The sequence below is a fragment of the Streptomyces sp. RLA123 genome, assembly GCF_056270165.1.
On sequence record NZ_JBWDOR010000003.1, the window covers coordinates 1,161,757 to 1,185,845 of the forward strand.

The window sequence follows — 24,089 nt, forward strand, 5'->3', positions numbered from 1 at the left end:
GCCGTCACCCCATGCCGCTCAGCCCGCTCATCGGGGGTCATCCGGCGCCGAGGCCCAGGAGCCGGCGCCAGTGGCTCCTGACGGCCCGCGGGGGAGGCTCGACGGCATGGGGTGACGGTGCGGGCTCCGAAGACTCCGCCAACACCCCGCGATCTGGCTCCCGTTCGCTCCCCGGCCGGGGAGCGGGCCGGACGGAGCGCGCCCGCAACAACGCGTCCGCCAGCGAGACCTGGGCGAAGGCGACCTCGTCGGGATGGTCCGCCACGATGTGTGCGTCGATCAGCTCCCGCACGGCGTACGAGCCGGTGTTCCCGGGTGACAGTCCCGGCCGCAGGCGGCGCAGATACGCCCGCTCGTGCGGATCGGGCACGGCCCCCGCTGCCGCTTCCGGGCCCAGCAAGGCGGCCCAGGCGGCCGCCTCACCCCAGGCGTCCGCGGCATCCCGCACCATCTCCTCCACTCGCCGGGCCCGCCAGCCACGGGGGCGGTGGTCCTCGCCCTCGTCCAGCGCGTCCCGCAGTGCGGCGGGAAGACGGCCCGCGAGCAAGGCCGGCTGGACGACCGTCAGTTGCCGCACCTCTGAGGCCAGATAGAGCCAGACGACGGTCCGGTACCGGTTCACGTACCACCGCACGGGGCGGATGAGGCCCCCCTTGGTGAGTCTGGTGAAACGGTCGCGCGTGATGCCGATGAGCTCTCCGCCTTCCACGCTCCCCACCAGCCTGAGCCGTTCCCTGAGGGTTTCCGGGAAGCCCTCTTCGGCCCGCAGCCGTTCCACGTCCTTGCGCACCACCCGCCGCCGACCGCCGGCGGCGGGTGTCGTGCGGATCTCCCCCACCCGCAGCGCGACATCGAACTCGTCAGGTTCCAGACCCAGTTCCTCCCGCGCCCGTCGCACACCGAGCGCTTCCGCGACGACAAGCTCCTGCACGCCCATGCCGATCCCCGTTCCTTCCGCGACCATTCGTCACTGACAGTCACGAATGTAGAACATGGGACCGACACCCCGCAGGGGCCTGTGGATAACTCCGTCACACCCCGTGGTCGTAGACGGTCACGGACGTTCCACGGCGCACCAGCCGCTCCTCGATCATCGGCTCCACGCGGTGCCAACTGCCGCCCGCCAGACCGCAGCCGATCCGCGGCATGTGCACCGACGCCCCGAGCCCGGCAGCCCGGTCCGCCACCGCCGACAGTGCCGCGTCGATCGCCTCGTACCGGACCGGCACACCCTTGCTGCCCCGCCGGATCCCGTGCTGGCCGATCATGTTGGCCACCCAGAGCCATGGCCCGACTTCGACGAACTGGACGGCGCCCAGCGCGAAGCCGTTCGTGGCGCGTTCGCGGTGCCAGCGCCGGTAGGCCGCCTCGGGCTCCGGCCAGCGGGCCGACACCGCGAGCACGAAGCCCTTCCCCCACCCGCCGGTGTCATTGCAGACATGGGCGATCAGCTTCACTCCGTCGCCTTCCGGGGTGGTCGCGTCGCCCCGGACATACGTGATCTCGGACATGGCATCACGGTACGTACGGGCACCGACATCCGGCCGCGGACGGCCACATCACAGGGCCCGTAGTCCGTTGATGACGTCCTGCAGCACCCCGACGTCCGGCAGCTCGGCCGGGGGCACGGGGCGGATCGCCCGCAAGTGGCCCTCGCGCAGCAGGTCGCCGAGGAGCACCCGGACCACGCCCAGGGCGAGGTCGGCCTCCGACGCCAGGTCGGCGACCGACAACGGGCCGTCGCGGCACAGGTCGAGCAGTGTGAGGTGCTCGTCGTCGAGGCCGTCCTCGGAAGCGGTGGCCGCGGTGGTATGGGAAGTGTGGGATGTGCGGGCGGTGTTGGCAGCGATCATGACAGCGATCAGGTCGACGTCGCCGTCCGAGTCCGGCCGGGTACGGCCACCGGTGATGGTGTAGGCGCGCACCATCGGACCGGCCTCGTCGTCAAACCAGAGCGCGCCCTCGTCCTCCGGCGGGCTCGGCGTCATGCTTCATCACTCCCCGGGAGCCGCCGCGTCGTGCCGGCGCGGTGCGACACCGAGGTGCTCACCGACCCGGTGAACCATGAGGGTCATCTCATAGGCGATCTGGCCGACATCCGCCTGGACCCCGCTCAGCACCGACAGACAACTGCCCTCGCCCGCGGCCGTGACGAAGAGAAAGCCGTCGTCGAACTCGACCATCGTCTGCCGCACTCCACCTGCCTCGAAGTGGCGGCCGGCGCCCTTGGCGAGACTGTGGAACCCGGAAGAGACGGCGGCCAGATGCTCGGCCGTCGGGCGATCCAGACTGGTGCTCGCGCCGGTCACCAGACCGTCGCCGGACAGCACGAGCGCGTGCCGGACGTGCGGCACCCGTTCCGTCAGGTCGTCCATCAGCCATGTGAGTCCGTTGCTCACGGTCATCCCCCGCTGCCCCCGTTCTCCGCAGTCCCGTGCGGTGTCGCAGCGTCCCTGCCGCGGGCGAGGCCGCGCGTGAACGCCGTCATGGTGGAACGAGCCTCTTCCGGAGATCGTTCCCTTTCCTGTCCGCCGGCCGGCGGCTCGGCCGGGCTGTCGTGCACGGCGTCCTCCCTGAGCTGCGCTACGAGACTGGCCTGTCGCACCCGCTTCGGCAAGCCCGACCCGGTGCGCCCGTCCTCCTTGGGCCGCGAGGGGCCACGACGGGTCCGCGGCGTACGCGGGGCCTTGTCGGCGCGGTCGCCACCGGGCGGCTCCGCCGCCGACCGGGGCCGCAACACATACTCCCCGGTCTCGGCGTCGTCCGCCGAACCGTCGACCAGCACGGCCTGCGGAATCATCACCACGGCCACGGTGCCGTCGTACCGGCCGCGACGCAACGCGACCCGTACCCCTTGGCGGGCCGCGAGCCGTCCGACGGTGAACAGCCCGAGGCGGTCGGTCTCCGGCAGTTCGGTGCCGGCGGCGGCCTCGCCCATCTCGCTGTTCGCCTCGGCGAGGCGGTCGGCGCTCATACCGAGTCCGCGGTCCTCGATCTCCAGGACGTAGCCGCCGCCGACCACCTCGCCCCGCACCTCGACCCTGCTCTCGGGCGGGGAGAACGCGGTGGCATTGTCGATGAGTTCGGCGAGCAGGTGGAGCACGTCGGCGACGGCGGAGCCGACGAGCGCCACCCTGGGCATACGCCGAACGACCACACGCTGGTAGTCCTCCACCTCACCGACCGCCGCCCTCGCCACCTCGGCGAGCCGGACCGGGCGTCGCCAGGCCCGGCCCGGGGCGTTGCCCGAGAGGATGAGCAGGCCCTCGGCGTGCCGCCTCATGCGGACCGCGATGTGGTCGACGCGGAACAGGTCGTCCAGCTCTGCCGGGTCCTCGGAGCGGCGTTCCATGCCGTCGAGGAGGGTGAGCTGACGGTGCAGCAGTACCTGGCTGCGGCGGGCGAGGTTAGTGAAGACCGCCGCCACCCCGCGACGCATCCGCTCCTGGTCGACTGCCGCCTGCACCGCGGCGCGCTGCGCGGTGCTGAAGGCCCTGCCCACCTGTCCGATCTCGTCGGCGCCAAGGCGCAGTTCGGGGGCGGCACGGGCCACGGCGGCGTCGTCGAGCTCCTCACCGGACCGCAACCGGTGCAGCACCTCGGGGAGCCGGGTCCCTGACAGCTCCAGTGCCTCGTTGCGCAGCAGGGTGAGCCGCCGGGCGATGCCGCGGCCGATCAGGAGGGAGACGACGACGGTCAGAGCGACCGCGAGCAGGCCAGCGAGGCTGACCGCCCCGGTCCTGAGGAGGACGCTCATGCCGTCGTCGCGCGCCTGATCGCCGATTTCGCGGGCGGCCTCCAGATTGATGATGCTGAGCTGGGAGAGGGCACGGTCGGCGTTGAGCCGCCAGGCGCGCAGGACGACGCCGCCGACGCCCTCCGCACCCGCCGATCGCACGGCGGTCTCTATGGAGTCCAGCGACCAAGCGACGCTGCCGCCGCCGAACTGGTCGAGGCGCTCCTTGGCCGCCTTGCTCAGTTCCGGGTCGACGATCGAATACAGCAGTTTCCGGCCGTCCACGGTGCTGATGAACTCGCGGTACTGACTGATCGTCATGGGTTGCCCCGCCAGCACGGCGCTGATCATGGCGTCCTCGCGGGACAGCAGCTCCCTTGCGCGTACGAGTTCGATGACCAGGCCGCCCTGGTGGGCCACCTCACCGCTCTGCAGGGACGCCAGCGCGCCGCGCAACCGGAACGTGGGATCGATCACCGACGAGTAGCGGTGCAGCGCCATGGACCAGCCGAAGCCGGGCTGCCGCAGCTCGGCGCGCAGCGGGCGCAAATCCTCGGCAGCGGTGATGATTTCGGTCAGCCGTTGCTTCTGCACGAGGTTCAGCGGCTCCCCGCGGGCCTGCTCGCGCGCGTGCTCGCGCACGACGGCGAGCTGCCGGTCGGTGTACCGCTCGCTCCGGGCGAGCTCCGTGCCGCCCTGCGCGCCCCCGGAGGCGACATAGGTGACGGCGAGGCGTCGTTCCACCTGCAGCGAGCGAGCCAGATCGTCGGCCGGGGTGCCGTAGTAGCGGTAGGTCTCGGCGATCCGGATGAGGGCGAAGGCTCCGCGTACCGAGGTGTAGGTGCTGTACGTCCACAGACCCGCCAGCGACAGGAGCGGCACCAAGATCAGTGCCACGAGTTGCGTGCGGATGGTGCGGGGGCGCAGGCGCATGCGTCAGGTCCTCGGTCGACCATGGGTTCGATACGGAAGGGCACAGTCTGGCCGAAGGAGGCCCTCTGACAGGCGGCGACTGTGACAAGTCACAGCCCGGGGCGGCCGCCGGCCGTCGAATCCCGTCGAATCCGCCGGACGTGCGTTCACGCCACGCTAACGATTCGGCGGTGCCGTGGAAACGCCCGCGTCGCACACCGGACGGTGGGAACCAGCGAGGGGCGGCAAGAGCTGCGCCGCTCCACAAGGAGGCCGCGGTACCGCACCCGTCCAGCGGCTCCTGGACGCCCCTTCGGCGCCCTGCCGGGGCAGGATGGGGGCATGGGACACAGGATGACCGAGGAAGAGTGGCGGGCCTTCGTGTCCGCCGGGACGCGGACGGGCAAGCTGGCGACGGTCCGCGCGGACGGGCGGCCGCACATCGCCCCCATCTGGTTCTTGCTGGACGGGGACGACCTGGTTTTCAACACCGGTGCGGGAACCGCCAAGGGGCGCAACATCACGCGCGACGGCCGGATCGCCCTGTGCGTGGACGACGACCGGCCGCCGTTCTCGTTCGTGGTGCTGGAGGGTCGTGCCGAGGTGAGCGAGGAGCCCGGCCCACTGCTGGAGTGGGCCACCCGGATCGCGGCCCGCTACATGGGGGAAGACCGGGCCGGGGAGTACGGGCACCGCAACGCGGTGCCCGGCGAGCTGCTGGTGCGGGTACGGATCGACAAGGTGCTCGCCGAGGCCGATGTGGCCGGCTGACGCCAGGGGCGGGCCGGCCACGCCGGCTCAGCTGACCGGCTTGCCGCCGTTGGCCTTCTTGCCGTTCGCGGCGACCGCCCACCAAGTGCCGCCGACTCCATGACCGTTGGTGTCGCCGGCCTTGGTGTCGCCGCTGTACCAGTACACCGGCCAGCAGTTGTAGGACAGCTGCTTGGTGCCGTCCGACCGCGTGTAGGTGCTGACGAGCTTGGGGTTGAGGCCCGCGGCCTCGGCCTCCGCCTTGGAGACGGGCTTGGCCGGCGGCCACTTCTTCAGGCAGTCGCCCGTGCAGTTCGACACCATGGGCCAGTCGGTGTCCTTGTCGAAGCGGTAGAGCGTACGTCCCTTGGAGTCGACCAGGATGTCGGCCAGCTTGGCGTCGTTGACGACCGACAGAATCGGCCACTTCTTGTCCGAGGCCGCTTCCGCGCTGTCCCCGGAGCCGTTGCCGTCGTCGCCGTAGCCGTAACCGTCGCCGGAGCTCGCGGAGGGACTCGCCGTCGACGGGTCGTCGTAGCCGTAGGCACCCGAGGTGGAGGCACCGGGCTGGGCCGACTCGGCCGCGTTCTGCTGCTGGGCCGCGGGGGCCACGTTGCTCGCCTGGTCGTAACCGGACGACGACCCGCTGCCGCAGGCGGTGACGAGGAGAAGGGCAGCGGCCGTTCCGGCGACTGCGGCACCGATCCGCTTGTGCATCTGAACTCCTAGCGCAATAGAGGCTCGGGGGCCGTGCGCCCCGCCTGCCCACCCGTACGCACCCCGCCCGGAAGCCTCTCAATGCACGGTGTTATTCATTTTTCGCAGCGCCGTTCTGCTAAGGTGCCCGCCCGCCGACAGGCCGTCAGCTCACGGAGTCCAGCAGGCGGGCCGTGTGCATCCGCCCCGCGTGCTCCACCAGAGCGACCAGCACGTCCCTGCTCGAGGCCCTCTCCCGCGCGTCGCACGTCAGTACAGGGATGCCGTCCTCCAGATCGAGCGCCCGGGCGATGTCCTTGGGACCGTGCTCGCGCGCGCCGGGGAAGCGGTTGACCGCCACCGCGAAGGGGATACGCCGGTGCTCGAAGAAGTCCACCGCGGGGAAGCAGTCCTCCAGGCGGCGGGTGTCCGCCAGCACGACCGCGCCGAGCGCGCCCTGCGCCAGTTCGTCCCAGAGGAACCAGAAGCGGTCCTGCCCGGGCGTGCCGAACAGGTACAGCGACAGGCCGGCCCTGATGGTGATGCGGCCGAAGTCCATCGCCACGGTGGTGGTCGTCTTGCGCTCCACGCCGCCGGTGTCGTCGACCCACCGCCCGGCCTCGGTGAGCGTTTCCTCGGTGCGTAGCGGCCGGATCTCGCTCACGGCCCCCACCAGCGTGGTCTTGCCGACCCCGAAGCCACCGGCGACCAGGATCTTCAGTGCCATGGGCGGTGTGTCAGAGTGCCCGGAGTCCATTGATCACCTCTCGCAGAATGCTCACGTCAGGGAGTTGCGCCGGTGGCACCGGGCCGCGGACCCGTACACAGCCGAGCGCCAGCAGGTCGCCGAGCAGGACGCGCACGACGCCCACCGGCAGGTCGGATTCGGCCGCGAGCTCCGCGACCGACTGGGCGGTGCGCCGGCACAGCGCGAGCATGGCGGCGTGCTCATGAGTGAGCGACGGGTCGTCGGCCGCACCGGGCTCGGCGATCACCTGGGCGATCAGGTCCAGTCCCGCGCCGGCCGTGCCGGGCCGGGTCCGGCCGCCGGTCAGGGCGTACGGCCGCACCATGGGCCCGGCTTCGTCGTCGTACCAGTGGTCGCCCGGACGACGCGTGTACCCGCCGTTCATCACCCGCCGGCCCAGTCAGCCGGCGACCGGGCCGGCGGCCCCGAGACGCGGCGGTGTGCTCAGATGCTCGCCGACGCGCTTGACGAGCCTGGCCATCTCGTAGGCGATCATGCCGACGTCGGCACCGGCCGTGGTGAACACCGCGAGGCAGGAGCCCTCGCCCGCGGCGGCCACGAACAGGAAGCCGTGGTCGAGTTCGACCATGGTCTGCCGGACCGTACCGGCCTCGAAGTGCCGGCCGGCGCCCTTGGCGAGGCTGTGGAATCCCGAGGCAACGGCCGCCAGGTGCTCGGCGTCCTCGCGGCTGAGTCCGCGCGAGGCCCCCACCGCGAGCCCGTCACCTGACAGCACCACCGCGTGGCGGACCTGGGCGACCCGGTCGGTGAGGTCGTCCAGGAGCCAGTCCAGCTCACCGGACCGGTTCGATGCGTCGATCATCCGTGCTCTCCTTCGCGGGATGCCCTGCCGGGGGTACGGCCGGTGTCGGTGTCGCCGTTCTCGGGGGCCGTGCGCGGGCCGCCGTGGCCGCGGGCGCCGTCGTGGCCGGGCTCGGGCGGCGGGGCGGCGCGCAGGGGACGCCGGGCGGCCCTCTCCGGGTCGCCGTCGCCGTCGCGTGGCAGGGTGCCCCCACCGCGGATCCAGCCGCTGCGGTAGGCCGCCAGAGTCGCGCGGGCCTGTTCGGGGGAGCGCTCGGGCGTCCCCCGTTCCGGCCCTGTGGTCGAAGTTCCCTCCGCAGCGGGCCGTTCGAGCAGTTGCGGGGCGAGGCTGGCCCGCCGTACCCGGCGCGGGAGCGGGCCGTCCCCGGCGGGCGCCGGCCCGGGCGCCGCGGAGGCAGGGGCGGGGGCCGGACCGGTCGGAACCGCCGGTGTGGGGGCCGGCCCGCGTTCCGGCACCGGGCGGGGCACGGAGTGACGCGACGGTCCGTCGCCGGAGCCGTGCTGTGACGTCGCCACCGCGGGCACGGGCTCCTCGGCCAGGGTGCCGTTCCCGTGGACCGTGGGCGCCGCGCTCCTCGTTCCGAGCGCTTTGGTGGCGTCGGCTTCCTGCGCGCCGGTCTCCAGCAGCGCGCTGGGCAGCAGGACGACAGCGGTGGTGCCCCCGTACGGCGAGGGGCGCAACGCGACCTTGACGTCGTGCCGGGCGGCGAGCCGGCTCACGACGAACAGGCCGAGCCGGTCGCTGTCGAAGAGATCGAGCGCCTGTGACTGGCCGATACGGCGGTTGGCCTCCGCCATGGCTTCCGCGCCCATGCCGAGCCCGCGGTCCTCGACCTCCAGGACGAAGCCGTTGCCGACCTGCTCGCCGTACACACGCACCTTTGTGTGGGGAGGCGAGAACTGGGTGGCGTTCTCGACGAGTTCGGCCACCAGGTGGGTGAGGTCGGCGACCGCGGCGCCCACCACGGCCGTCCGGGGCAGTCGCCGGACCTCGACGCGTGCGTAGTCCTCGACCTCGGCGACCGCGGCGCGCACCACATTGGCGAGCGGTACGGGCTTGCGCCAGGCGCGGCCGGGTGCTGCCCCGGAGAGGATGATCAGGCCCTCCGCGTGGCGCCGCATCCGGGTGCTGAGGTGGTCGAGCCGGAACAGGTCCTCCAGCTCCCCCGGGTCCTCCGTGCGCCGCTCCATGGAGTCGAGCAGGGCAAGCTGACGGTGCACCAGCACCTGGCTGCGACGGGCGAGGTTCACGAAGACCCCGGAGACGCCGCTCAGGAGTTCCGCGCGCTCGGCGGCGGCCCGCAGGGCCGAGCGCTGCACGGTGGCCAGCGCCTCGGCGACCTGCCCGATCTCGTCACTCCCATGACGTTCGAGCGGGGCCTCGGACTCGAGGTCGATCGTCTCCCCCGCGCGCAGGCGCCGCATGGCGCGCGGCAGTTTGCGCCGGGCCAGGTCGAACGCGGTATTGCGCAGCCCGACCAGTTCGACGACCAGGCCGCGGCCGATGCGCACGGAAATGAGCAACGAGGCGACGACGGCGATCAGTCCGAGCAGCACGGCCACGCCCGACCGGCTGAGCAGGCTGTACAGAACGGGCCGCTGTGTGGGAGCCGTTCCCACCGCGATCGCCGCCAGGCCGCTCGCCACCGGGACGGCGGCCCGGCTCCAGACGGCGGGCGGAGCCGCGTCGGCAGCGGCCTTGCCGGGGCCTGCGGCCAGCACGGCGTCCTCGACCACCGCCAGGTCCGCGTACTCCTCGGAACCGCTGAGCCGGTCCCAGGCACGGCGGGTGTCGCCGGTCAGTCCGGGAGCGGCCGCGTCAAGCAGCAGCCGGCGGGCACGGATGGCCCCGCTGACGTCCCCGTAGCGCACGATGGGCAGGTCGTGGTCGAGGGCGGCGGTGGAGAGCAGGGCGTCCTCACAGGCGAGCTGTTCCGCCGCGCGTCCGATGTCCAGGGCGACGCGGGACCGCGGCGAGTCGGCGATGGCGTCGGCGATGGCGAAGGCGTCCGTGATCGCGTCCGTGTAGGCCTGGTAGACCCGGCCCCAGTCGGCGCGTGCCCCGGTGCCGCCGGGGCGCAGCGCGTCGAGACCGTCAACGGCCCCGACAAAGACGCGTACGCGGTCGGCGACTTCACGGGGCAGACCGGTGCCGTCCGCCACAGTGTGATCCTTGCCGAGGCGGAGCCTGGCCACGGCGCGGCCGGTCGCCTCGACACGGCGCCTCAGCTCCGTCGCGGTCGCGGACCCTGGATCAGCCAAGGAGTGGCCCGCGGCGCGGCGTTCGGCCTCCAATGCGGTGATGGTGGTGATGACCGGTTCGCGGATCGTTTCTGCAACGCGCTGTGCACGGATCTGACGGGATATGTCCTGCGCCGTGGTCACGGCCGCGAAGGCCCACAACGCCATCAGAGAGACGACGGGCACCATCAGGAGGCAGACGATCTTCGCGCGGACGGTTCTGGGCCGCAGGCCCGGCAGGGAAGTCCGCCGCGGCCGCTCATCGGCGGGGAGACCTGCGTGCGCGCGGCGGCCGTGCTGTGGCGTCATGCGGCGCCCTCCCCGAACCGCGTGGCGGCCGCCGAGGCCCCGCGTTCCCGCACCGTCGGGGAGAGCGCGACGAAGGCCGAGGTGAGGAAGAGGTACGAACCCAGACCGACAATGAGCGGGAAGAGGAAGGCGGTTGCCCCGGCCCCGCCCAGTACGGCGGCCGAGGGCCGCACGTCCACCCGCACGGCGAGCATCCCGGTGTAGTGCATGCTGCTCACCGCGACACCCATGAGGAGCGACGCCCCCATGACGACCACGGGCCGATGCACGGTGAGCACCGCCCACAGGGCCACGGTCGCGGCGGCCACCGCGACGGACACCGACAGGGCCACCTCCCACGGGTCGTAGGAGACCTCGCCGTGCAGGCGCATCGCCGCCATCCCGAGATAGTGCATGCTCGCGACGCCCAGGCCGGTGGTGAGCCCGCCGGCCACCAGCGCCACGAACCGCCCCTTGCCGTAGCCGACGGCGAAGACGCCCAAACCGACGACAAGGAGGGCGACCAGCAGGCTCAGCACGGTCAGCGGCACGTTGTAGCGGATCTCGGTACCGCTGACGCGGAAGCCGAGCATCGCGACGAAGTGCATCGTCCAGATGCCGGTGGCGAGCGCGCTCGTGGCCGTGAGCAGCCAGTTGCGGCGGGAGCGGCCGGTGGCGGCCAAGGCGCGGCCGGTGCAGCGCAGTCCGAGGGCCGCGCCGACGCACGCCATCGCGTACGAGAGCAGCGGCGTCAGCCAGCCGAAGGCGGCGTGGTCCATGTGTCCCATGGCCACCGGACGCTAGTGCGGGGGCGGCAGCGGGCCTCGGCCATGACGGAACCCTGCGTTAATTGACAAGGTGCTTTCCCCATGCGGTGGGGAACGATCACGCAGAGGCCGAACCTGCACAGGGTGATGGCGTTTCAGGAGCCACGTGGCGCATACATGATGACGCCCACGCCCACGAGGCACACCAATGCCCCGATGACGTCGAAGCGGTCGGGCCGGTAACCGTCCGCAACTATCCCCCAGGCGAGCGAGCCCACGATGAATACGCCGCCATAGGCGGCCAGAATGCGGCCGAATTCGGCGTCCGGCTGCAAGGAGGCCACGCATCCGTACAGGCCCAGCGCGATCACCCCGGTTCCGACCCAGGCCCAGCCGCGGTGTTCGCGCAGGCCCTGCCACACCAGCCAAGCGCCGCCGATCTCGAGGAGCGCGGCGAGCACGAAGAGGGCGACCGAACGCAGCGTGAGCATGCGACCATGATGCCTCGCGCTCCACGCTGCCCCGACCGCGGCTCCCACCAGAGGTGTCCGACATGCATTCCGACCCCGCTCATGTGCGTGAGTTCTTCGCCGCCCGGGCCGCCGACTGGGACACCCGCTTCCCCGACGACGGTCCCGCGTACCAGGTGGCCGTGGAACAACTCGGCCTGAACCCAGGGCAGACCGTGCTCGACGCCGGATGCGGCACTGGACGTGCGCTGCCGTTCCTCCGGCACGCGGTCGGCCCGACGGGGGCGGTCATGGGCGCCGACCTGACCCCCGAGATGCTGACTGCCGCGGTCCGGGCGGGCCGCGGGGCGGACGGCGCCCTGGTGCTGGCCGACTGCGGCCGCCTTCCACTGCGCGACCACGTCGTGGACGCCGTCTTCGCGGCCGGGCTCATCGGCCACCTGCCGGACCCCGGTGCGTGCCTTCGTGAACTGGCCCGGGTCACCCGGCCCGGCGGACTGCTGGCCCTCTTCCACCCCGTCGGCCGGGCCGCCCTGGCCGCCCGGCAGGGCCGCCGGCTCACACCCGACGACCTGCGCGCCGAGCCCAATCTGCGGCCCCTGCTCGACGGATCGGGCTGGTCCATGACCGGCTACACGGACACCGACGACCGGTTCCTGGCGATGGCCTCGACGAAGGCATAAGCGTTGTCGAACATGATGTTGTGACCGGCCCCGGGGACCGGGACCACCGACACCCCGGCCGCCACCAGGTCCTGGTGCCCTGCGAGTTCCCCGCTGAGCTCGCCGATCAGGTAAGTGCGCGGAATGGCCATGGAGACCAGTAGCGCACGCATCGTGGGTTCGGTTCCGCGCATCAGGCCCATGGCGCTGCGATGCAGCGCCACCGGGTCCGCGAGCCGCATCGTCGCTCCCCACTTCGGTCCGACGCGGTCCAGGACGCGGACGAAGCCCCCGCCGTGCACGAACTCCTTCTCCGTGAAGGCGGCGATGCCGCTGCTGCCCGCTGTCACCGGCGGGCGGGGATCCAGATTCGCCTCCGCCAGCACCAGGCGCGCGACAAGGTCCGGCCGGCGTGCCGCCAGCACAATGGCGACGGCCCCGCCCATGCTGTGGCCGACCACCTCCGCGCCGGTCACACCGGCGGCGTCGAGGGCGGCGGCGACCGCGTCCGCGTGGTCCTCCAGGCGGTAGCCGAAGTCCGCCGGACGGTCGCTGATGCCGAAGCCGGGCAGATCGACCAGGAGGGACCGGCGCCGGCACAGCGCGGGATGCCCCGCAATGTGGGCGAAGTAGACGGTGGATGCCGCTCCCAGTCCGTGCAGGTAGACCCGCGCGGGGTCCTCGCCTGCAGACTCCGTCCATCGGATGTGCGCGCCGTCCTCGGTGAACTCTGTCTGCTGCATGGCCGCGACTATACATCGACACCGATGTATCCCCCAACCGATGTACCCCGCGGGTGGTGGAGAATGGCCGCATGCTGGAGCTCGCGATCCTGGGATTCCTGTTTGACGACGCCTTGCACGGTTACGAACTGCGCAAGCGCATCGCCGCGCTCACCGGGCACGTCAAGCCCGTTGCGGAGAGCACGCTCTACCCGGCCATCAAGCGGATGGAGAAGGCCGGCCTGCTCCAACGGGAGACCCGGCCGGGGGCGGTCGCCGCCCCGCGCCACGAGCTCACGCTCACCGACGAGGGCCGTACCGAACTCCGCCGACGGCTCGCCGAACCCTCCGCCCTCGACATCTCGGACGAGAACCGCTGGTTCACCGTGCTGGCCTTCCTCCGGCACCTGGACGACCCGGCCGCCCAGGCCGCGGTGCTGGGCCGCCGCATGGCCTTCCTCGAGGAGCCGTCCGGGTTCTTCTACGAGGGCGACCGGCCGCTGCGCGCCGAGGAGGTCGACGACCCATTCCGGCGCGGAGTGCTGGCCATCGCGCGGGCCACCACGAAGGCAGAGCTGACGTGGCTGCGCGGCACGCTGGCGGACCTCGGCGCCCAGGCTCCCTAGGACCTGGCGCGGGCGGCGCTCCGCCCGTCCGCGAACCGGAGGCACCGGTACCGCATCCGTGCAGGCAGCCGCCTTGCGGAGCGCCGAAGTTGGCCACGGCGGCAGGGCGCGAGCCCGCGTCGCGGTCGGTGAAGGGTTTTCCACAGGCGCGGCCCCGCTCTCGACGCGGGTCTCACCGGCTGGTTAGGGTGCGCCCACCACGGAGAACCACTCGGAAGGGGATGCCCGTGTCCGCGACAGACGACGACGCGCTGTTCGTGCTCACGGCGGCGATGCTGACGCCCGCGCAGTTCCCGAGCGTCCTGGCCGACGACTATCCGGCGGCATGCGCCGAGCTCGGCCTCGAAGCGGTCACCGACGGCTACGGCCTGATCTTCGGGCAGGACGGGGCCGGCGCCCGGTGGACCGTGGCGGTCAACGACACGGCCCTCGTGGCCTGCGCCCTGGCCGCCTGGGACTGCGGGCTCGAGTACGACCTGTCCCCCGACGACCACTCGGTGATCGCCGCCCTGCCCGGCTGGCCGCTGCCGGTGGCCGTCGCCGCCCCGGGGGTCGCCGCACCCCACGACCCCGACGAGAAGGAGGCGGGACGCCCGCTCTCGCCGCCGGACAGCGATCGCTGGGGGCCGGCGCAGCGGCGCATGGGCGCCGACGAGATCGCCCTCCAGTGGCGCACGTGGCGTGAACAGCTGGGTCGGCCCGCGGGCTCCGGCGAAACCGGCGGGGAGCAGGCCACGGAACATCAGGCGGGCGAGGATCAGGGGACGGAGCCGGGCACAGGCAGGGGCAGCGGTCTCCATCCCGGCGTCCGCCGCGCGTTGACCGCCGCCCAGGAGTACGTGAACACCCCTCCGCCGCCCGGCCGCATACGGTCGACGGCGGCCGGAGAGGGTGTCCGCACGCTGCGCGTGGACGGCGCGGACTGGAGCCTGGTGGCCCGCACCGACGACGTCGCCTTCGTGCTGCTCGACGAGGAACCGGGCGAGGTGCTCCCGGTCGGCCGCGGACCCGAGCTGCCGGGGTTGCTGCAGGCCCTTGAGAAGCTGGCCGTCCGGCCCAGCTGAGCCCGCCTGCCCCCGGGCCCCGACCCCCGACCCTGGGCCCCCGACCCCAGGCCCCGGGCCCTGGCTCAGCGCGCCCGCGGGTCCTCCCGCGGATCGTCGTGCACCTTCTCGGCGACCTTGCGCGCCGCCACCAGCACCGGGTCCCACACCGGCGAGAACGGCGGGGCGTAGCCGAGATCGAGGGCGGTCACCTGCTCGGCCGTCATGCCCGCGGTCAGGGCCACCGCGCCGATGTCGACCCGCTTGGCCGCGCCCTCGCGTCCCACGATCTGCAGCCCGAGCATCCGCCCGGTGCCGCGTTCGGCGATCGCCTTGACCGTCATCGGGGCCGCGCCCGGGTAGTAGCGGGCCCGGCTGGTGGACTCCACCACAGCGGTGACGTACTGCAGGCCGGCCGCGTCGGCCTGCGACGCCTTGAGCCCGGTGCGGGCGATCTCCAGGTCGCAGACCTTGCTGACCGCCGTGCCGACGACACCGGGGAAGGTGGCGTAGCCGCCGCCGACGTTCGTGCCGACGACCCGGCCCTGCTTGTTGGCGTGGGTCCCGAGCGGGATGTGCTGCATCCCCCCGGACACCAGGTTGAGGACCTCCACACAGTCGCCCGCCGCCCAGATGCCGTCGGCGCCGCGTACGCGCATCGCGCGGTCCGTGAGCAGCCCGCCGTGCTCCCCGAGGGGCAGTCCTGCCTCCCGTGCCAGGCCCGTGTTGGGTGCCACGCCGAGGCCGAGCACGACGACGTCGGCCGGGTACTCGCCCTGGTCGGTCGCCACCGCCCGGACCCGCCCGCCGGCCCCGGTCAGCACCTCGCGGACGGCGGAGCCGGTGACCACGGTGACCCCGAGCCCCTCCATGGCCTTGCGCACCAGGTGCCCCATGTCCGGGTCGAGGGTGGACATGGGCTCCTCGGCCCGTTCGAGCAGGGTGACGCGCAGACCGTGCCGCAGCATGGCCTCTGCCATCTCGACGCCGATGTACCCGCCGCCGACCACGACCGCGTCTCGCGCCGGAGTGTCGTCGAGCGCGCGGAGGATCTCCTCGCCGTCGTCGAGAGTCTGCACCCCGTGCACCCCCTCGGCGTCGATCCCCGGGATACCGGGCCGCTTGGGAACGGCGCCGGTGGCGATGACCAGCTGGTCGAACCCGGTCCAGTCCTCCGCGCCGGACATGTCGCGGGTGCGCACACGGCGCGCGTCCAGGTCGATGCCGAGGACCTCGGTGCCGAGCCGCACGTCGATGTGGCGGGCCTGGTGCTCCTCGGGCGAGCGGGCGATCAGCTCGCCGGGCCCCTCCGTGTCCCCGGCGATCCAGTAGGGGATGCCGCACGCCGAGTAGGAGGTACGGCGGCCGCGTTCGAAGGCGATGATCTCCAGATCGTCCGGGTCCCTCCGCCTGCGTGCCTGGGACGCGGCCGACATGCCCGCCGCGTCGCCCCCGATGACCACCAGCCGTTCCGTCATGACCGCAGCGTATGCGCCCACCCCCGGTATCGTGCGCGGCCACCCCCGTGGCGCACACTTGTGCGTCATGGACCTCCAGATCACCGCGACCTCCCCGGAGCATCCGGCCGCCCTCCTCGACCTGCCCTGGAACGTGCCGCTGGAGGAGTGGCCCGAGGAGTACCTGGTGGCCCTGCCCCGCGGCATCTCGCGGCACGTGGTGCGCTTCGCGCTCGCCGGGGACGAGGTCGTGGCGGTCAAGGAGGTCGGCGAGTGGGCGGCCGTCCGCGAGTACGGGCTGCTGCGGGACCTGGACCGGATCGGCATCCCCGCGGTGGACCCGCTGGCCGTGGTCACCGGCCGCAAGGACGAGCGTGGCGCGCCACTGGAGCCCGTGCTGATCACCCGGCACCTGGGCGGCTCCCAGCCGTACCGTTCCATGTTCGAGACGACGATGCGGCCGGGTACCGTCAACCGCCTGCTCGACGCACTCGCCGTACTGCTGGTCCGGCTGCACCTGGCGGGCTTCGCCTGGGGTGACTGCTCGCTGTCCAACACCCTGTTCCGGCGCGACGCGGGCGCTTACGCGGCGTACCTGGTGGACGCCGAGACGGGCCAGATCCAGGCCGGCCTCTCGCGCGGCCAGCGCGAGTACGACATCGAGGTGGCCCGGGTGAACATCGCGGGCGAGCTGATGGACCTGGAGGCGGGCGGCTCCCTGCACCCCTCTGTGGACCCGATCACCTTCGGCCAGGCCATCGCCGACCGCTACGACGAACTGTGGCACGAGCTCACCCGCGAGTCGGTCTACCCGGTGGGCAAGCGGCACTACATCGACCGGCGCATCCGCCGGCTGAACGAACTCGGCTTCGACGTGGCCGAGATGCAGATCCAGAAGTCGCCGGACGGGGACCATGTCACCTTCCTGCCCAAGGTCGTCGACGCCGGCCACCACCAGCGCCAGTTGCTCCGCCTCACCGGTCTCGACGCCGAGGAGAACCAGGCCCGCAGTCTCCTCAACGACCTGGAGACCTGGATGGCCACCCAGGACGACTACGCCCCCGGCGACCCGCTCGGCGCCCGTCCCGAGGTGCTGGCCCACCGATGGGTCCGCGACGTCTTCCGGCCCACCGTCCGCGCCGTCCCGCGCGAGCTGCGCCGCGGCATGGACACCGCGCAGGTCTACCACGAGCTGCTGGAGCACCGCTGGCTCATGTCGGAGCAGGCACAGCGGGACGTCGGGCTGGACGCCACGGTCGAGGACTACGTGCACAAGGTGCTGCTTCAGTCGCCGCAGGCGCCGGCGGTACCCCTGCCACCGGACTAGGCACCGCGCCGCCCCTCCCCGCGTGGCTGGAGCGGACGCCTGAGTTCCGCGACGAGCCCCGCTTCCGCGACGTCCGGGTCGGTGTGCGCCTTGAGTGCCTCCAGTTCGGCAGCCCACGGTCCCGTCCACCCGGTGGCCTCCCCGCCCGCGCGAACGAGGAGCACCGCGACAAGACCGGCCGGTGTGCCGGGACGCCTGCCCAGAGCGCGGGCCACGTCCAGGACGGCTTGGAGCGGCCGGCCGTCGCCGACCACCACGGAGGGCCGGTCGCCGAAGGACAGGACGTACGGGTGCCCCTCGACGAGCCGGAGGCAGCGCTCCCACCGCTCCATGCCGGCGTCCCCCTCGCGCAATCCCGCGACCGCGGCACGGAAGGCCGCGCGGGCGGCGGCGCGTCCCAGTCCCGCGCGTTCCAGTGCCTCGGCGTACGCGCCGTCCAACGCCGCCGAATACCGGTGCTGGTTCGCGGCGAGACGGTCGAGAAGGCGCAGTTCCGCCCGGCCGCCCACCAGAGTGCGGAGCCCGTCGCGAAGCGCGGTGACGGCCACCTCGGAACGCGCCGCCGCGCCGGAGAGCGCGTATCCGGCGGCGTACCGCTCGTCGTGCGGGCGTGCCGGGTCGGACAGCGCGGCCGCCAGCGCTGCGGCGACCACCCCGTCCGCGCCGTGGCCGCTGACGGCCGTGCCCAGCGCACCGCAGACGGCCGCCACGACGTCGGTGTCGCCTCCCTCACGCACCAGGGCGGCCAGGAAGTGCGCGTGGGCCTCAGCGGCCGCAGGAACGGCGTCGCGCCGGCTGTCGATGACGGCCCGGCGCACCGCCGCCTGCCCCATCCGGTCCCGCAGCCGGGCGGCGACCCCGGGCCGGTCCAGGGCCGCGGTCAGCGGCACGGCCAGCACGGCGAGCACGTCGTGGTGCTGACCCGGCACGTCCCACGCGGCCAGCAGGACACCGAACGCCTGCCTGCCTGAGCGTTCGCCCAGCGCCCGCGCCGCCTCCTTCCGCGAGCCCACCGGCGCCCGCGGGTCGCACGCGATCCGGCCGAGCCATTCGACCGCCTCCGCGTCGGGAATTCCGTCGAGGAGGCGGCGCAGCGCCGCCATCGCGGCCCGACCGCGCACACCGCCCGTGCCGGCGTGCTCCAGCAACGGGCCCAGCGCGGTGCGGTCGGCCATCCGGCCGAGCGAGGACAGGGCGGCGGCCACGACGGGCTGCGGAACCTCTCCTTGAACGAGCCGCCGCAGGCCCGCCGCATCGCGCAGTTGGTGGGCCGCGCGGGTACGTTGCCTCAGCGGCACGTCCTCATCGGCGGCGACCCTTTCCAAGTGCCGGGCTATCAGTGCCCGCTGCGCGGGCAGCCAGCGTCCTTCGGCGGTCTGTGGCAGCCGCGGTACCCACGGCTGTGCGGCAGCGGCCGGCAGACCCTCCAGCAGATCGGTACGGCGCCGCGTCAGCGTCTCCTCCAGGCGCGGCACCGCAGCGAACACCCTTCCGGATGTGAGGAGTTCCCCGGCTCGTTCCTCCCGAGTCGCGGGGTCGGCGAGCCAGACCCCGGCGGCGCGTGCGGCGACGGCGGGATCGTCGCTCTCCAGTGCCGTTCGAGCGAGGAAGCCGTCACAGCCGGGCAATGCGGCGACGTGACGCTCCAGAAGTGCCGCGATGCCGAGCGCGTTCCGGGCGCCGTCGCCCCGGCTGCCCACGGCCCAGATCTCCCGGGCGGCGGACCGGCCGACGTCCAGCGGCGTCCCGCGGTCCGGGAACCGGGGGTCGGCGAGAACCTGGGCGAGCAACAGCACGACGGCTGCCGCGCGTTCGTGGTCACGACGCGAGGCGGCCGCCACGGCCACCCGCCGCAGGAGCCGTTCGGCGGCCTTGAGGGTGTACGCGGTCGAGTCGTGGGACTGGACGGTCGTCAGGGCCATGTCCCGCAAGGCCGCGTACGGGACGGCCGCGAGCAACCGGGCTGGCGCGGCGGCCGCCTGCTCCAAGGCCGCCTGGCGCACGATGCACTGGTCGTGCCAGGCGCGTTCACACGTGGTGAAGACGCGGGCGTACTCTGCGGGGTCGCCGTGCTGGGCCGCTGCAGCGAGGAGTCCGGGCCAGGCGGAGCGCCGCCGGTGGACGGTGAAGTCGTCGGCCAGGCCGCGGTAAAGGGGTTCGGCCTCGGCCGGCGGAAGGAGCACGCCGAAGCGCAGCCGGACGTCTCGCTCGCGCCCAGGACCGTCCGGAAGGTCCCGGACGAACTCGGCGCGATCCTGGGGCTCCAGCGCGGCGACGGCGCTGACCGGCACCTTGTGCCGGTTCCCGTCGGGCACGCGTGCCCGCACCAGGCGGACGCGCAGACCGGGCGGCACGAGCGCCAGCAGGGCGTCCGCGGTGACGGGCTCCGCCAGGTCCCGGTACTCGTCGTCCTGGGTACGGCACACCGTGGCAAGGGCGGCGAGTTCCTCCGGGGCCAATTCACGCAGTGCCCGACGTACAGCCTTGGGCAACGGGCCCTTGGCCAGCGGCAGTTCCGTGATCCCCGCACGGCGGACGACGGCGAGCAGGTCCCGGGGCCGGCGCAGAGCGGCCACCACGGCCTCGCCGGTCATGAGGCCGGGCGCCTTCTCGGCGAGGAGCAGCGCGGCTGCGGGGTCCCGTCGGGCCACGGTCCCCACCAGGTCCAGGTGGCTGTGGAAGAGCCGGTACCACGCGGAGGTGCCCTCGGCCCGTGCGGCGGCCCGGACCAGGTGTTCAGCGACCGCCCGCGGTGCGGTGCGGACGAGCGACGCCAGGACGCCGGCAGGCGCGTCGAGCTGGGGCAGCCACTCCTCCACCGTGCCCGGCGGGCAGGCCGGCAGCAGTTGTGCCGCCTCGGCGTCCCCGTACCGCTCGCGGACCTCCGGCAGCAGCCGTGCGGCGAGTTCACGGCGCCGGCACAGCCGCAGGACGCGGTAGACGTCGCGTCGTACGCCGCGAATGCCGCTCAGCGCGAGCCGCTCCACCGCGGCGTCGGGAACGGGGAGCCGGACGGCGGCCGCCAGGGCGCGGCGGCGCAGCCGAGGATCCTCGAGCGCGGCGGCAACGGCCTCGATGTCGCGGCGGACGACGGCGAGGAAGAGCGCGAGGTGCCGCTCGTCGGGGCTCCCGTCCGCGAGGGCGGCGCGGGCGGCGCGATAGCCGTCCTCGTCAAGGGAGCGGCCGTGTTCCGCGATGGCCCGCATCCGGGCCGGGAAAGGAAGGTGGTCGAAGTGCGTGTACAGGGCGCCGACTTCTTCTCGGGAGTTCTTCCGGACGCCGGCCGTGGCCGGTGGCGGCGGCGCCCGTACCGGGCGGCGCAGTGGTGATCGTCCCCGCCGCCTCCCGGTGCCGCAAGTGAATTACGCCCCTGGTGCGGCGGAACGGCCGCGTGTCGCGGAGATCGTGAGCCGCACATAGTCCACGACCGGCTCCCGCAGGCGCTGCGCCACGGCCCGGACGAAAGCCTCGTGCTCGCCTTCGGGAAGGCGTTCCAGTTGCCCGCCGAGGACGACGACGGCCAGGTAGGAGAGCAGTTGGTCCCCGGCCGCCAGGCGCGCGGGGTCGGGCACGAGAGCGACCTCGACGTCGGTGAACCCGGCATCGCGCAAGCGCTGTTCGGTCTCGGCCACGCCGGCGAAGTGCCAGACGGCCGGTTGCGCACCAAGGACGTCGTCGACGGCCGCGGAGACGCGGGCGATGTTGCCGAGGCCGCCGCATTCCGCGACAAAGGTGCCGCCGGGGCGCAGGACGCGGGCGATCTCTCCGAAGAGCGCGGCGTGGCCGGGGATCCAGTGAAGAGTGGCGACGCTGACGACGGCGTCCACCGGCTCGCTCAGGGGCAGCCCGCGCGTGATGTCGGCGTGGACGGCCTCGACCCGGTCCATGCGCCCGGCAAGGCGCCGCCGAAGCCGGTCGAGCATGCGCAGCGAGCCGTCGACGGCCACGACGTGCCCGTCCGGGAGGAGGTCCAGCAGCGCGGCGGTGTCGCGGCCGGTGCCGCAGCCCAGGTCGAGCACGCGCTCGTCACCGCGTGGGCCGGATGCGGCGAGCCGGCCGAGCGTCCGCCTCCCCCACTGTTCGTGCGGCAGCGGAAGTGCGTCGTAGGTGGTCGCGTCCCATTCCCTCGGCATGCGCTCACATTAGACACGTAGTCCATCAGATGATACCTCGTGTCTCACACGGTGGACGAAAGGGGAGCGCGCAGGTCCGTGATCGAGGTGCGTCCCGTCGACAGGGTGAGCGGAGGCCGCACCGCCCTCGAGGACGACGACTGGGCGGCGTGGAGGCGGTGATCGGCTGGACGGCGGATGTTTTGGGCCCGAGGCGCTGTGCGGACTCGACGCCTTCTCGCACCTGGAGGTCGTCCACCGCTTCGACCGCGACCCGGAGGAGCGGAAGCAGACCGCGGCGCGCCACCCGCGCGCAACACCGCGTGGCCGCTCGCGGGCAGCTTCGCCCAGCGCGGCAAGGAGTGGCCCAACCGGCTGGGCGTCCCGCGCTGCGAGCTGCTGCGAGTCGAGGGGCTGGACGTCCATGTGAGGGGCCTCGACGCCGTGGACGGCACTCCGGTGCTCGACGTCAAGCCCTGGACGACCGGGTTCGGCCCGCGGGGCGAGGTCGTGGAACCGGCATGGGCCGGGGAGTTGATGCGCCGTTACTACCGACGGCGAGGGGGCGGCGCAAGCGCCGCGGGCTCCGCGGGCGGCATCCGGGTGAGGCGGTGGCGCTGCGCGGCGTGTCCTCGCCGACCGGTTCAGGCATATGGGCTGATGTTCCTTTATGCAGTCAAGGCATGCGGCCACGGGCTCGCACCATGGAACCCGCGGCTCGCGCCAGGAGTCGGACGGGCCGCACCGCCACCTCAAGGGCGCGCACCGGGCCGTACGGCGTTCACGCCGTACGGCGACCGTCCTGGTCGTCGGCACCGGAGCGGTGGGTTTCGTCGCCCTGACGGCGTGGGGCGTGCACCGTGCCGTCGTCCACTCCCCCACGCCCGTCCTGTACGCGCGGCCGGCGCCGACCCCGCAGGCACAGCCGTTCCCCAACCTCGCCGACCGCGTCACGATGCACCGGGTCCCGGCCTACCCCGCCTCCGAGCCGCGCATCGTCACCCGTGCCTCCTGGGGAGCGGACGAGAAGCTGCGCCATGAGGCACCGCACTACGGTCACGTGGTGGAGGCGGTCTTCCTGCACCACACCGACAGCGGCAACGGCTACGCCTGCAAGGACGTGCCGCGCATCATCCGGAACATCTACACCGGTCACGTGCGCGGGAAGCACTGGGACGACGTGGCCTACAACTTCTTCGTCGACAAGTGCGGCACCATCTACGAGGGCCGGGCCGGCGGCCTGGCCAAGCCGGTGACCGGTGCGCACGCGGTCGGCTTCAACCAGGACACCATCGGCGTCGCGGCGGTCGGCACCTTCGACGCCCCCGGCAGCGTGACGCACGCGATGACCGAGGGGATCGCCCGGCTCGCGGCCTGGAAGCTCGGGATCTCCGGCATCGACCCCCGGGCCAAGGTCACCCTGGTGTCCAGCAACGACAAGAGCCGGTTCCGCAAGGGGAAGCACGCGGTCTTCCACGTCATCGCGGGCCACCGGGACGCCTTCATGACCGACTGCCCCGGCAACGCCCTGTACGCCGCCCTGCCGGCGATCCGCGCCGAGGCCGCCCGGCTCCAGGGGCGGCCACAGGCGCGCAAGGGCTGACCGGACCTCACGGCTGGGGCCGGCCGGACGTCAGCGCCAGCAGCGCGACGTCGTCGCCGACGACGCCCGCGTAGCGGCTCAGGTCCTCCCAGACCGCGTCGAGCACGGTGCGCGGCGAGGGGTTCGCGTCGCGGGCCAGCAGCGCGGTCAGCCGGCCGGCGAGCGGATAGAAGACCCCGGACGCGTTCCTGGCCTCCGTCACGCCGTCGGTGTAGGCCAGGATCATGTCGCCCCGCAGCAGCTCCACTTCCGTGGTCACGGGCCGCGGCAGGCCGGGCAGTCCCGTGCCCAGCGGTGGCGCGGGGTCTGCCGTCAGTTCCAGCACCGCGCCGTCGCGCAGCAGCAGGGCCGGAGGGTGGCCGTGGCAGGCCAGCCGCACCACCGATCCGTCCTTGGGGAACTCCAGCAGCAACGCCGTCGCGAACAGCTCGCCGTTGGCGTCCGCGTCCAGCAGCAGACGCCGCTCCAGCCGTCCGGCGAGGCTCCTCAGGTCCGGCTGGTCGAGCGCGGCCTCCCGGAAGGCGCCGAGAAGGGACGCGACGGTCGACACCGCGGCGAGCCCGTGGCCCTGCACATCGGCGATCAGCGCCCGTACGCCGTGGGGCCCGTCCCGTACGTCGAACAGGTCGCCGCCCACCAGAGTGCCCCGCTGCGCCGCCCGGTACAGCGCCGCGCAGCGCACGGAACCGACCCGGGGCGGCACGGGCGCCAGTACGGCGTGCTGGGCGGCCTCGGCGACCGAGCCGGCCTCCACCAGGCGGCCCCGGGACCGCTGGCCCACTCCCGCGATCAGGACGCTGAGGACACCGATCAGCACGACGGCGCCCACTTCGCCGCCGGCGAGGCTGCCCGAGCCGACGACCGGAAGCATCATCACGACGACCACGGCGACCGCGATGACGGCCGTGCCCAGGACCCCGTAGGTGAGGGCGGCCAGCGGCGATACCGCCGCGTAGTACGCGCCCAGTTCCACGTCGCCGGGCGTGACGCCCTGCGCCACGACCAGAGCGGCCAGCAGGACGACCGGCAGCAGGCGCAGCCACCGGGGCAGCGGGGCGATCTGCAGTGTGCCGTCCTCGGCGGGAACCGTCCCCATGAAGGCACGGT

Annotated in this window: 23 protein-coding genes and 1 pseudogene; 7 read left to right on the forward strand and 17 right to left on the reverse strand. The window is 73.0% G+C overall.

Annotated features, from left to right (window positions below):
* Positions 1 to 37: 37 nt before the first annotated feature.
* The 5 genes from RV983_RS05345 to RV983_RS05365 form a co-directional block, all read right to left on the reverse strand.
* Entirely contained in the window at positions 38 to 937 is a 900-nt protein-coding gene (locus tag RV983_RS05345) for a DUF6397 family protein (RefSeq protein ID WP_475984609.1), read from the reverse strand.
* Positions 938 to 1,031: 94 nt separating this feature from the next.
* Positions 1,032 to 1,511, reverse strand: coding sequence for a macro domain-containing protein (locus RV983_RS05350; RefSeq protein ID WP_475984610.1), 480 nt, complete (start codon positions 1,509 to 1,511; stop codon positions 1,032 to 1,034).
* A 48-nt stretch (positions 1,512 to 1,559) separates the two neighbouring features.
* Positions 1,560 to 1,988 (reverse strand): DUF742 domain-containing protein, encoded by a 429-nt coding sequence (locus RV983_RS05355; protein ID WP_475984611.1) that lies wholly within the window; start codon positions 1,986 to 1,988, stop codon positions 1,560 to 1,562.
* Positions 1,989 to 1,994: 6 nt separating this feature from the next.
* Entirely contained in the window at positions 1,995 to 2,405 is a 411-nt protein-coding gene (locus tag RV983_RS05360) for a roadblock/LC7 domain-containing protein (protein ID WP_475984612.1), read from the reverse strand.
* Complete coding sequence (locus RV983_RS05365; protein WP_475984613.1) at positions 2,402 to 4,669, reverse strand: sensor histidine kinase; 2,268 nt, start codon at positions 4,667 to 4,669, stop codon at positions 2,402 to 2,404. The genes RV983_RS05360 and RV983_RS05365 overlap by 4 nt, the downstream gene beginning before the upstream one ends.
* A 321-nt stretch (positions 4,670 to 4,990) precedes the next feature.
* On the opposite strand from RV983_RS05365, the gene RV983_RS05370 reads away from it, so the two are divergent.
* Positions 4,991 to 5,419 carry a PPOX class F420-dependent oxidoreductase gene (locus RV983_RS05370; protein WP_475984614.1) on the forward strand — a complete coding sequence of 143 codons (429 nt, stop codon included), beginning with the start codon at positions 4,991 to 4,993 and terminating at the stop codon, positions 5,417 to 5,419.
* Between the two features lie 27 nt (positions 5,420 to 5,446).
* Here the strand turns inward: RV983_RS05370 and RV983_RS05375 are convergent, their stop codons facing one another.
* From RV983_RS05375 to RV983_RS05405, 7 genes are all read right to left on the reverse strand, one after another.
* Positions 5,447 to 6,115, reverse strand: coding sequence for a hypothetical protein (locus RV983_RS05375; protein ID WP_475984615.1), 669 nt, complete (start codon positions 6,113 to 6,115; stop codon positions 5,447 to 5,449).
* A gap of 145 nt (positions 6,116 to 6,260) precedes the next feature.
* On the reverse strand, positions 6,261 to 6,851 hold the full coding sequence (locus tag RV983_RS05380; RefSeq protein WP_475984616.1) for a GTP-binding protein: 591 nt from the start codon (positions 6,849 to 6,851) through the stop codon (positions 6,261 to 6,263).
* A complete protein-coding gene (locus tag RV983_RS05385) occupies positions 6,832 to 7,227 on the reverse strand; it encodes a DUF742 domain-containing protein (protein WP_475984617.1) in 396 nt (131 codons plus the stop codon). Before RV983_RS05385 ends, RV983_RS05380 begins: the two co-directional genes overlap by 20 nt.
* A 15-nt stretch (positions 7,228 to 7,242) precedes the next feature.
* Positions 7,243 to 7,665 carry a roadblock/LC7 domain-containing protein gene (locus tag RV983_RS05390; protein ID WP_475984618.1) on the reverse strand — a complete coding sequence of 141 codons (423 nt, stop codon included), beginning with the start codon at positions 7,663 to 7,665 and terminating at the stop codon, positions 7,243 to 7,245.
* Positions 7,662 to 10,214, reverse strand: coding sequence for a sensor histidine kinase (locus tag RV983_RS05395; RefSeq protein ID WP_475984619.1), 2,553 nt, complete (start codon positions 10,212 to 10,214; stop codon positions 7,662 to 7,664). Before RV983_RS05395 ends, RV983_RS05390 begins: the two co-directional genes overlap by 4 nt.
* Positions 10,211 to 10,981 (reverse strand): MHYT domain-containing protein, encoded by a 771-nt coding sequence (locus tag RV983_RS05400; RefSeq protein ID WP_475984620.1) that lies wholly within the window; start codon positions 10,979 to 10,981, stop codon positions 10,211 to 10,213. Before RV983_RS05400 ends, RV983_RS05395 begins: the two co-directional genes overlap by 4 nt.
* Positions 10,982 to 11,115: 134 nt before the next feature.
* A complete protein-coding gene (locus tag RV983_RS05405; RefSeq protein ID WP_475984621.1) occupies positions 11,116 to 11,451 on the reverse strand; it encodes a YnfA family protein in 336 nt (111 codons plus the stop codon).
* Positions 11,452 to 11,513: 62 nt separating this feature from the next.
* Here RV983_RS05405 and RV983_RS05410 point away from each other — a divergent pair, with 62 nt between their 5' ends.
* The gene (locus RV983_RS05410) at positions 11,514 to 12,113 is read left to right on the forward strand and encodes a class I SAM-dependent methyltransferase (RefSeq protein ID WP_475984622.1); all 600 of its coding nucleotides are present in this window, start codon (positions 11,514 to 11,516) and stop codon (positions 12,111 to 12,113) included.
* On the opposite strand, the gene RV983_RS05415 is transcribed toward RV983_RS05410, so the two are convergent.
* On the reverse strand, positions 12,062 to 12,835 hold the full coding sequence (locus RV983_RS05415) for an alpha/beta fold hydrolase (protein WP_475984623.1): 774 nt from the start codon (positions 12,833 to 12,835) through the stop codon (positions 12,062 to 12,064). The two genes, RV983_RS05410 and RV983_RS05415, sit on opposite strands and share 52 nt — an antisense overlap.
* A gap of 71 nt (positions 12,836 to 12,906) precedes the next feature.
* On the opposite strand from RV983_RS05415, the gene RV983_RS05420 reads away from it, so the two are divergent.
* Together RV983_RS05420 and RV983_RS05425 are read left to right on the forward strand one after the other, a co-directional pair.
* Positions 12,907 to 13,440: a PadR family transcriptional regulator gene (locus tag RV983_RS05420; protein ID WP_475984624.1), complete on the forward strand. Its 534-nt coding sequence runs from the start codon at positions 12,907 to 12,909 to the stop codon at positions 13,438 to 13,440.
* Positions 13,441 to 13,661: 221 nt separating this feature from the next.
* Positions 13,662 to 14,504: a hypothetical protein gene (locus tag RV983_RS05425; protein WP_475984625.1), complete on the forward strand. Its 843-nt coding sequence runs from the start codon at positions 13,662 to 13,664 to the stop codon at positions 14,502 to 14,504.
* A 65-nt stretch (positions 14,505 to 14,569) separates the two neighbouring features.
* Here RV983_RS05425 and RV983_RS05430 read toward each other — a convergent pair whose 3' ends face one another.
* Complete coding sequence (locus tag RV983_RS05430) at positions 14,570 to 15,961, reverse strand: FAD-dependent oxidoreductase (protein ID WP_475984626.1); 1,392 nt, start codon at positions 15,959 to 15,961, stop codon at positions 14,570 to 14,572.
* Positions 15,962 to 16,028: 67 nt separating this feature from the next.
* On the opposite strand from RV983_RS05430, the gene RV983_RS05435 reads away from it, so the two are divergent.
* Positions 16,029 to 17,267: a DUF4032 domain-containing protein gene (locus tag RV983_RS05435; RefSeq protein WP_475984627.1), complete on the forward strand. Its 1,239-nt coding sequence runs from the start codon at positions 16,029 to 16,031 to the stop codon at positions 17,265 to 17,267.
* On the opposite strand, the gene RV983_RS05440 is transcribed toward RV983_RS05435, so the two are convergent.
* Both RV983_RS05440 and RV983_RS05445 read right to left on the reverse strand, forming a co-directional pair.
* The gene (locus tag RV983_RS05440; protein WP_475984628.1) at positions 17,264 to 20,473 is read right to left on the reverse strand and encodes a hypothetical protein; all 3,210 of its coding nucleotides are present in this window, start codon (positions 20,471 to 20,473) and stop codon (positions 17,264 to 17,266) included. The two genes, RV983_RS05435 and RV983_RS05440, sit on opposite strands and share 4 nt — an antisense overlap.
* A 156-nt stretch (positions 20,474 to 20,629) precedes the next feature.
* Complete coding sequence (locus RV983_RS05445) at positions 20,630 to 21,400, reverse strand: class I SAM-dependent methyltransferase (protein WP_475984629.1); 771 nt, start codon at positions 21,398 to 21,400, stop codon at positions 20,630 to 20,632.
* A gap of 177 nt (positions 21,401 to 21,577) precedes the next feature.
* Between RV983_RS05445 and RV983_RS05450 the strand changes: the two are divergent.
* Positions 21,578 to 21,853, forward strand: a pseudogene (locus RV983_RS05450) (TrmO family methyltransferase domain-containing protein); the annotation flags it as partial.
* A gap of 196 nt (positions 21,854 to 22,049) precedes the next feature.
* Positions 22,050 to 22,982 (forward strand): peptidoglycan recognition protein family protein, encoded by a 933-nt coding sequence (locus tag RV983_RS05455; RefSeq protein WP_475984630.1) that lies wholly within the window; start codon positions 22,050 to 22,052, stop codon positions 22,980 to 22,982.
* A 7-nt stretch (positions 22,983 to 22,989) separates the two neighbouring features.
* Here the strand turns inward: RV983_RS05455 and RV983_RS05460 are convergent, their stop codons facing one another.
* Positions 22,990 to 24,078, reverse strand: coding sequence for a PP2C family protein-serine/threonine phosphatase (locus RV983_RS05460; RefSeq protein ID WP_475984631.1), 1,089 nt, complete (start codon positions 24,076 to 24,078; stop codon positions 22,990 to 22,992).
* Positions 24,079 to 24,089: the final 11 nt, after the last annotated feature.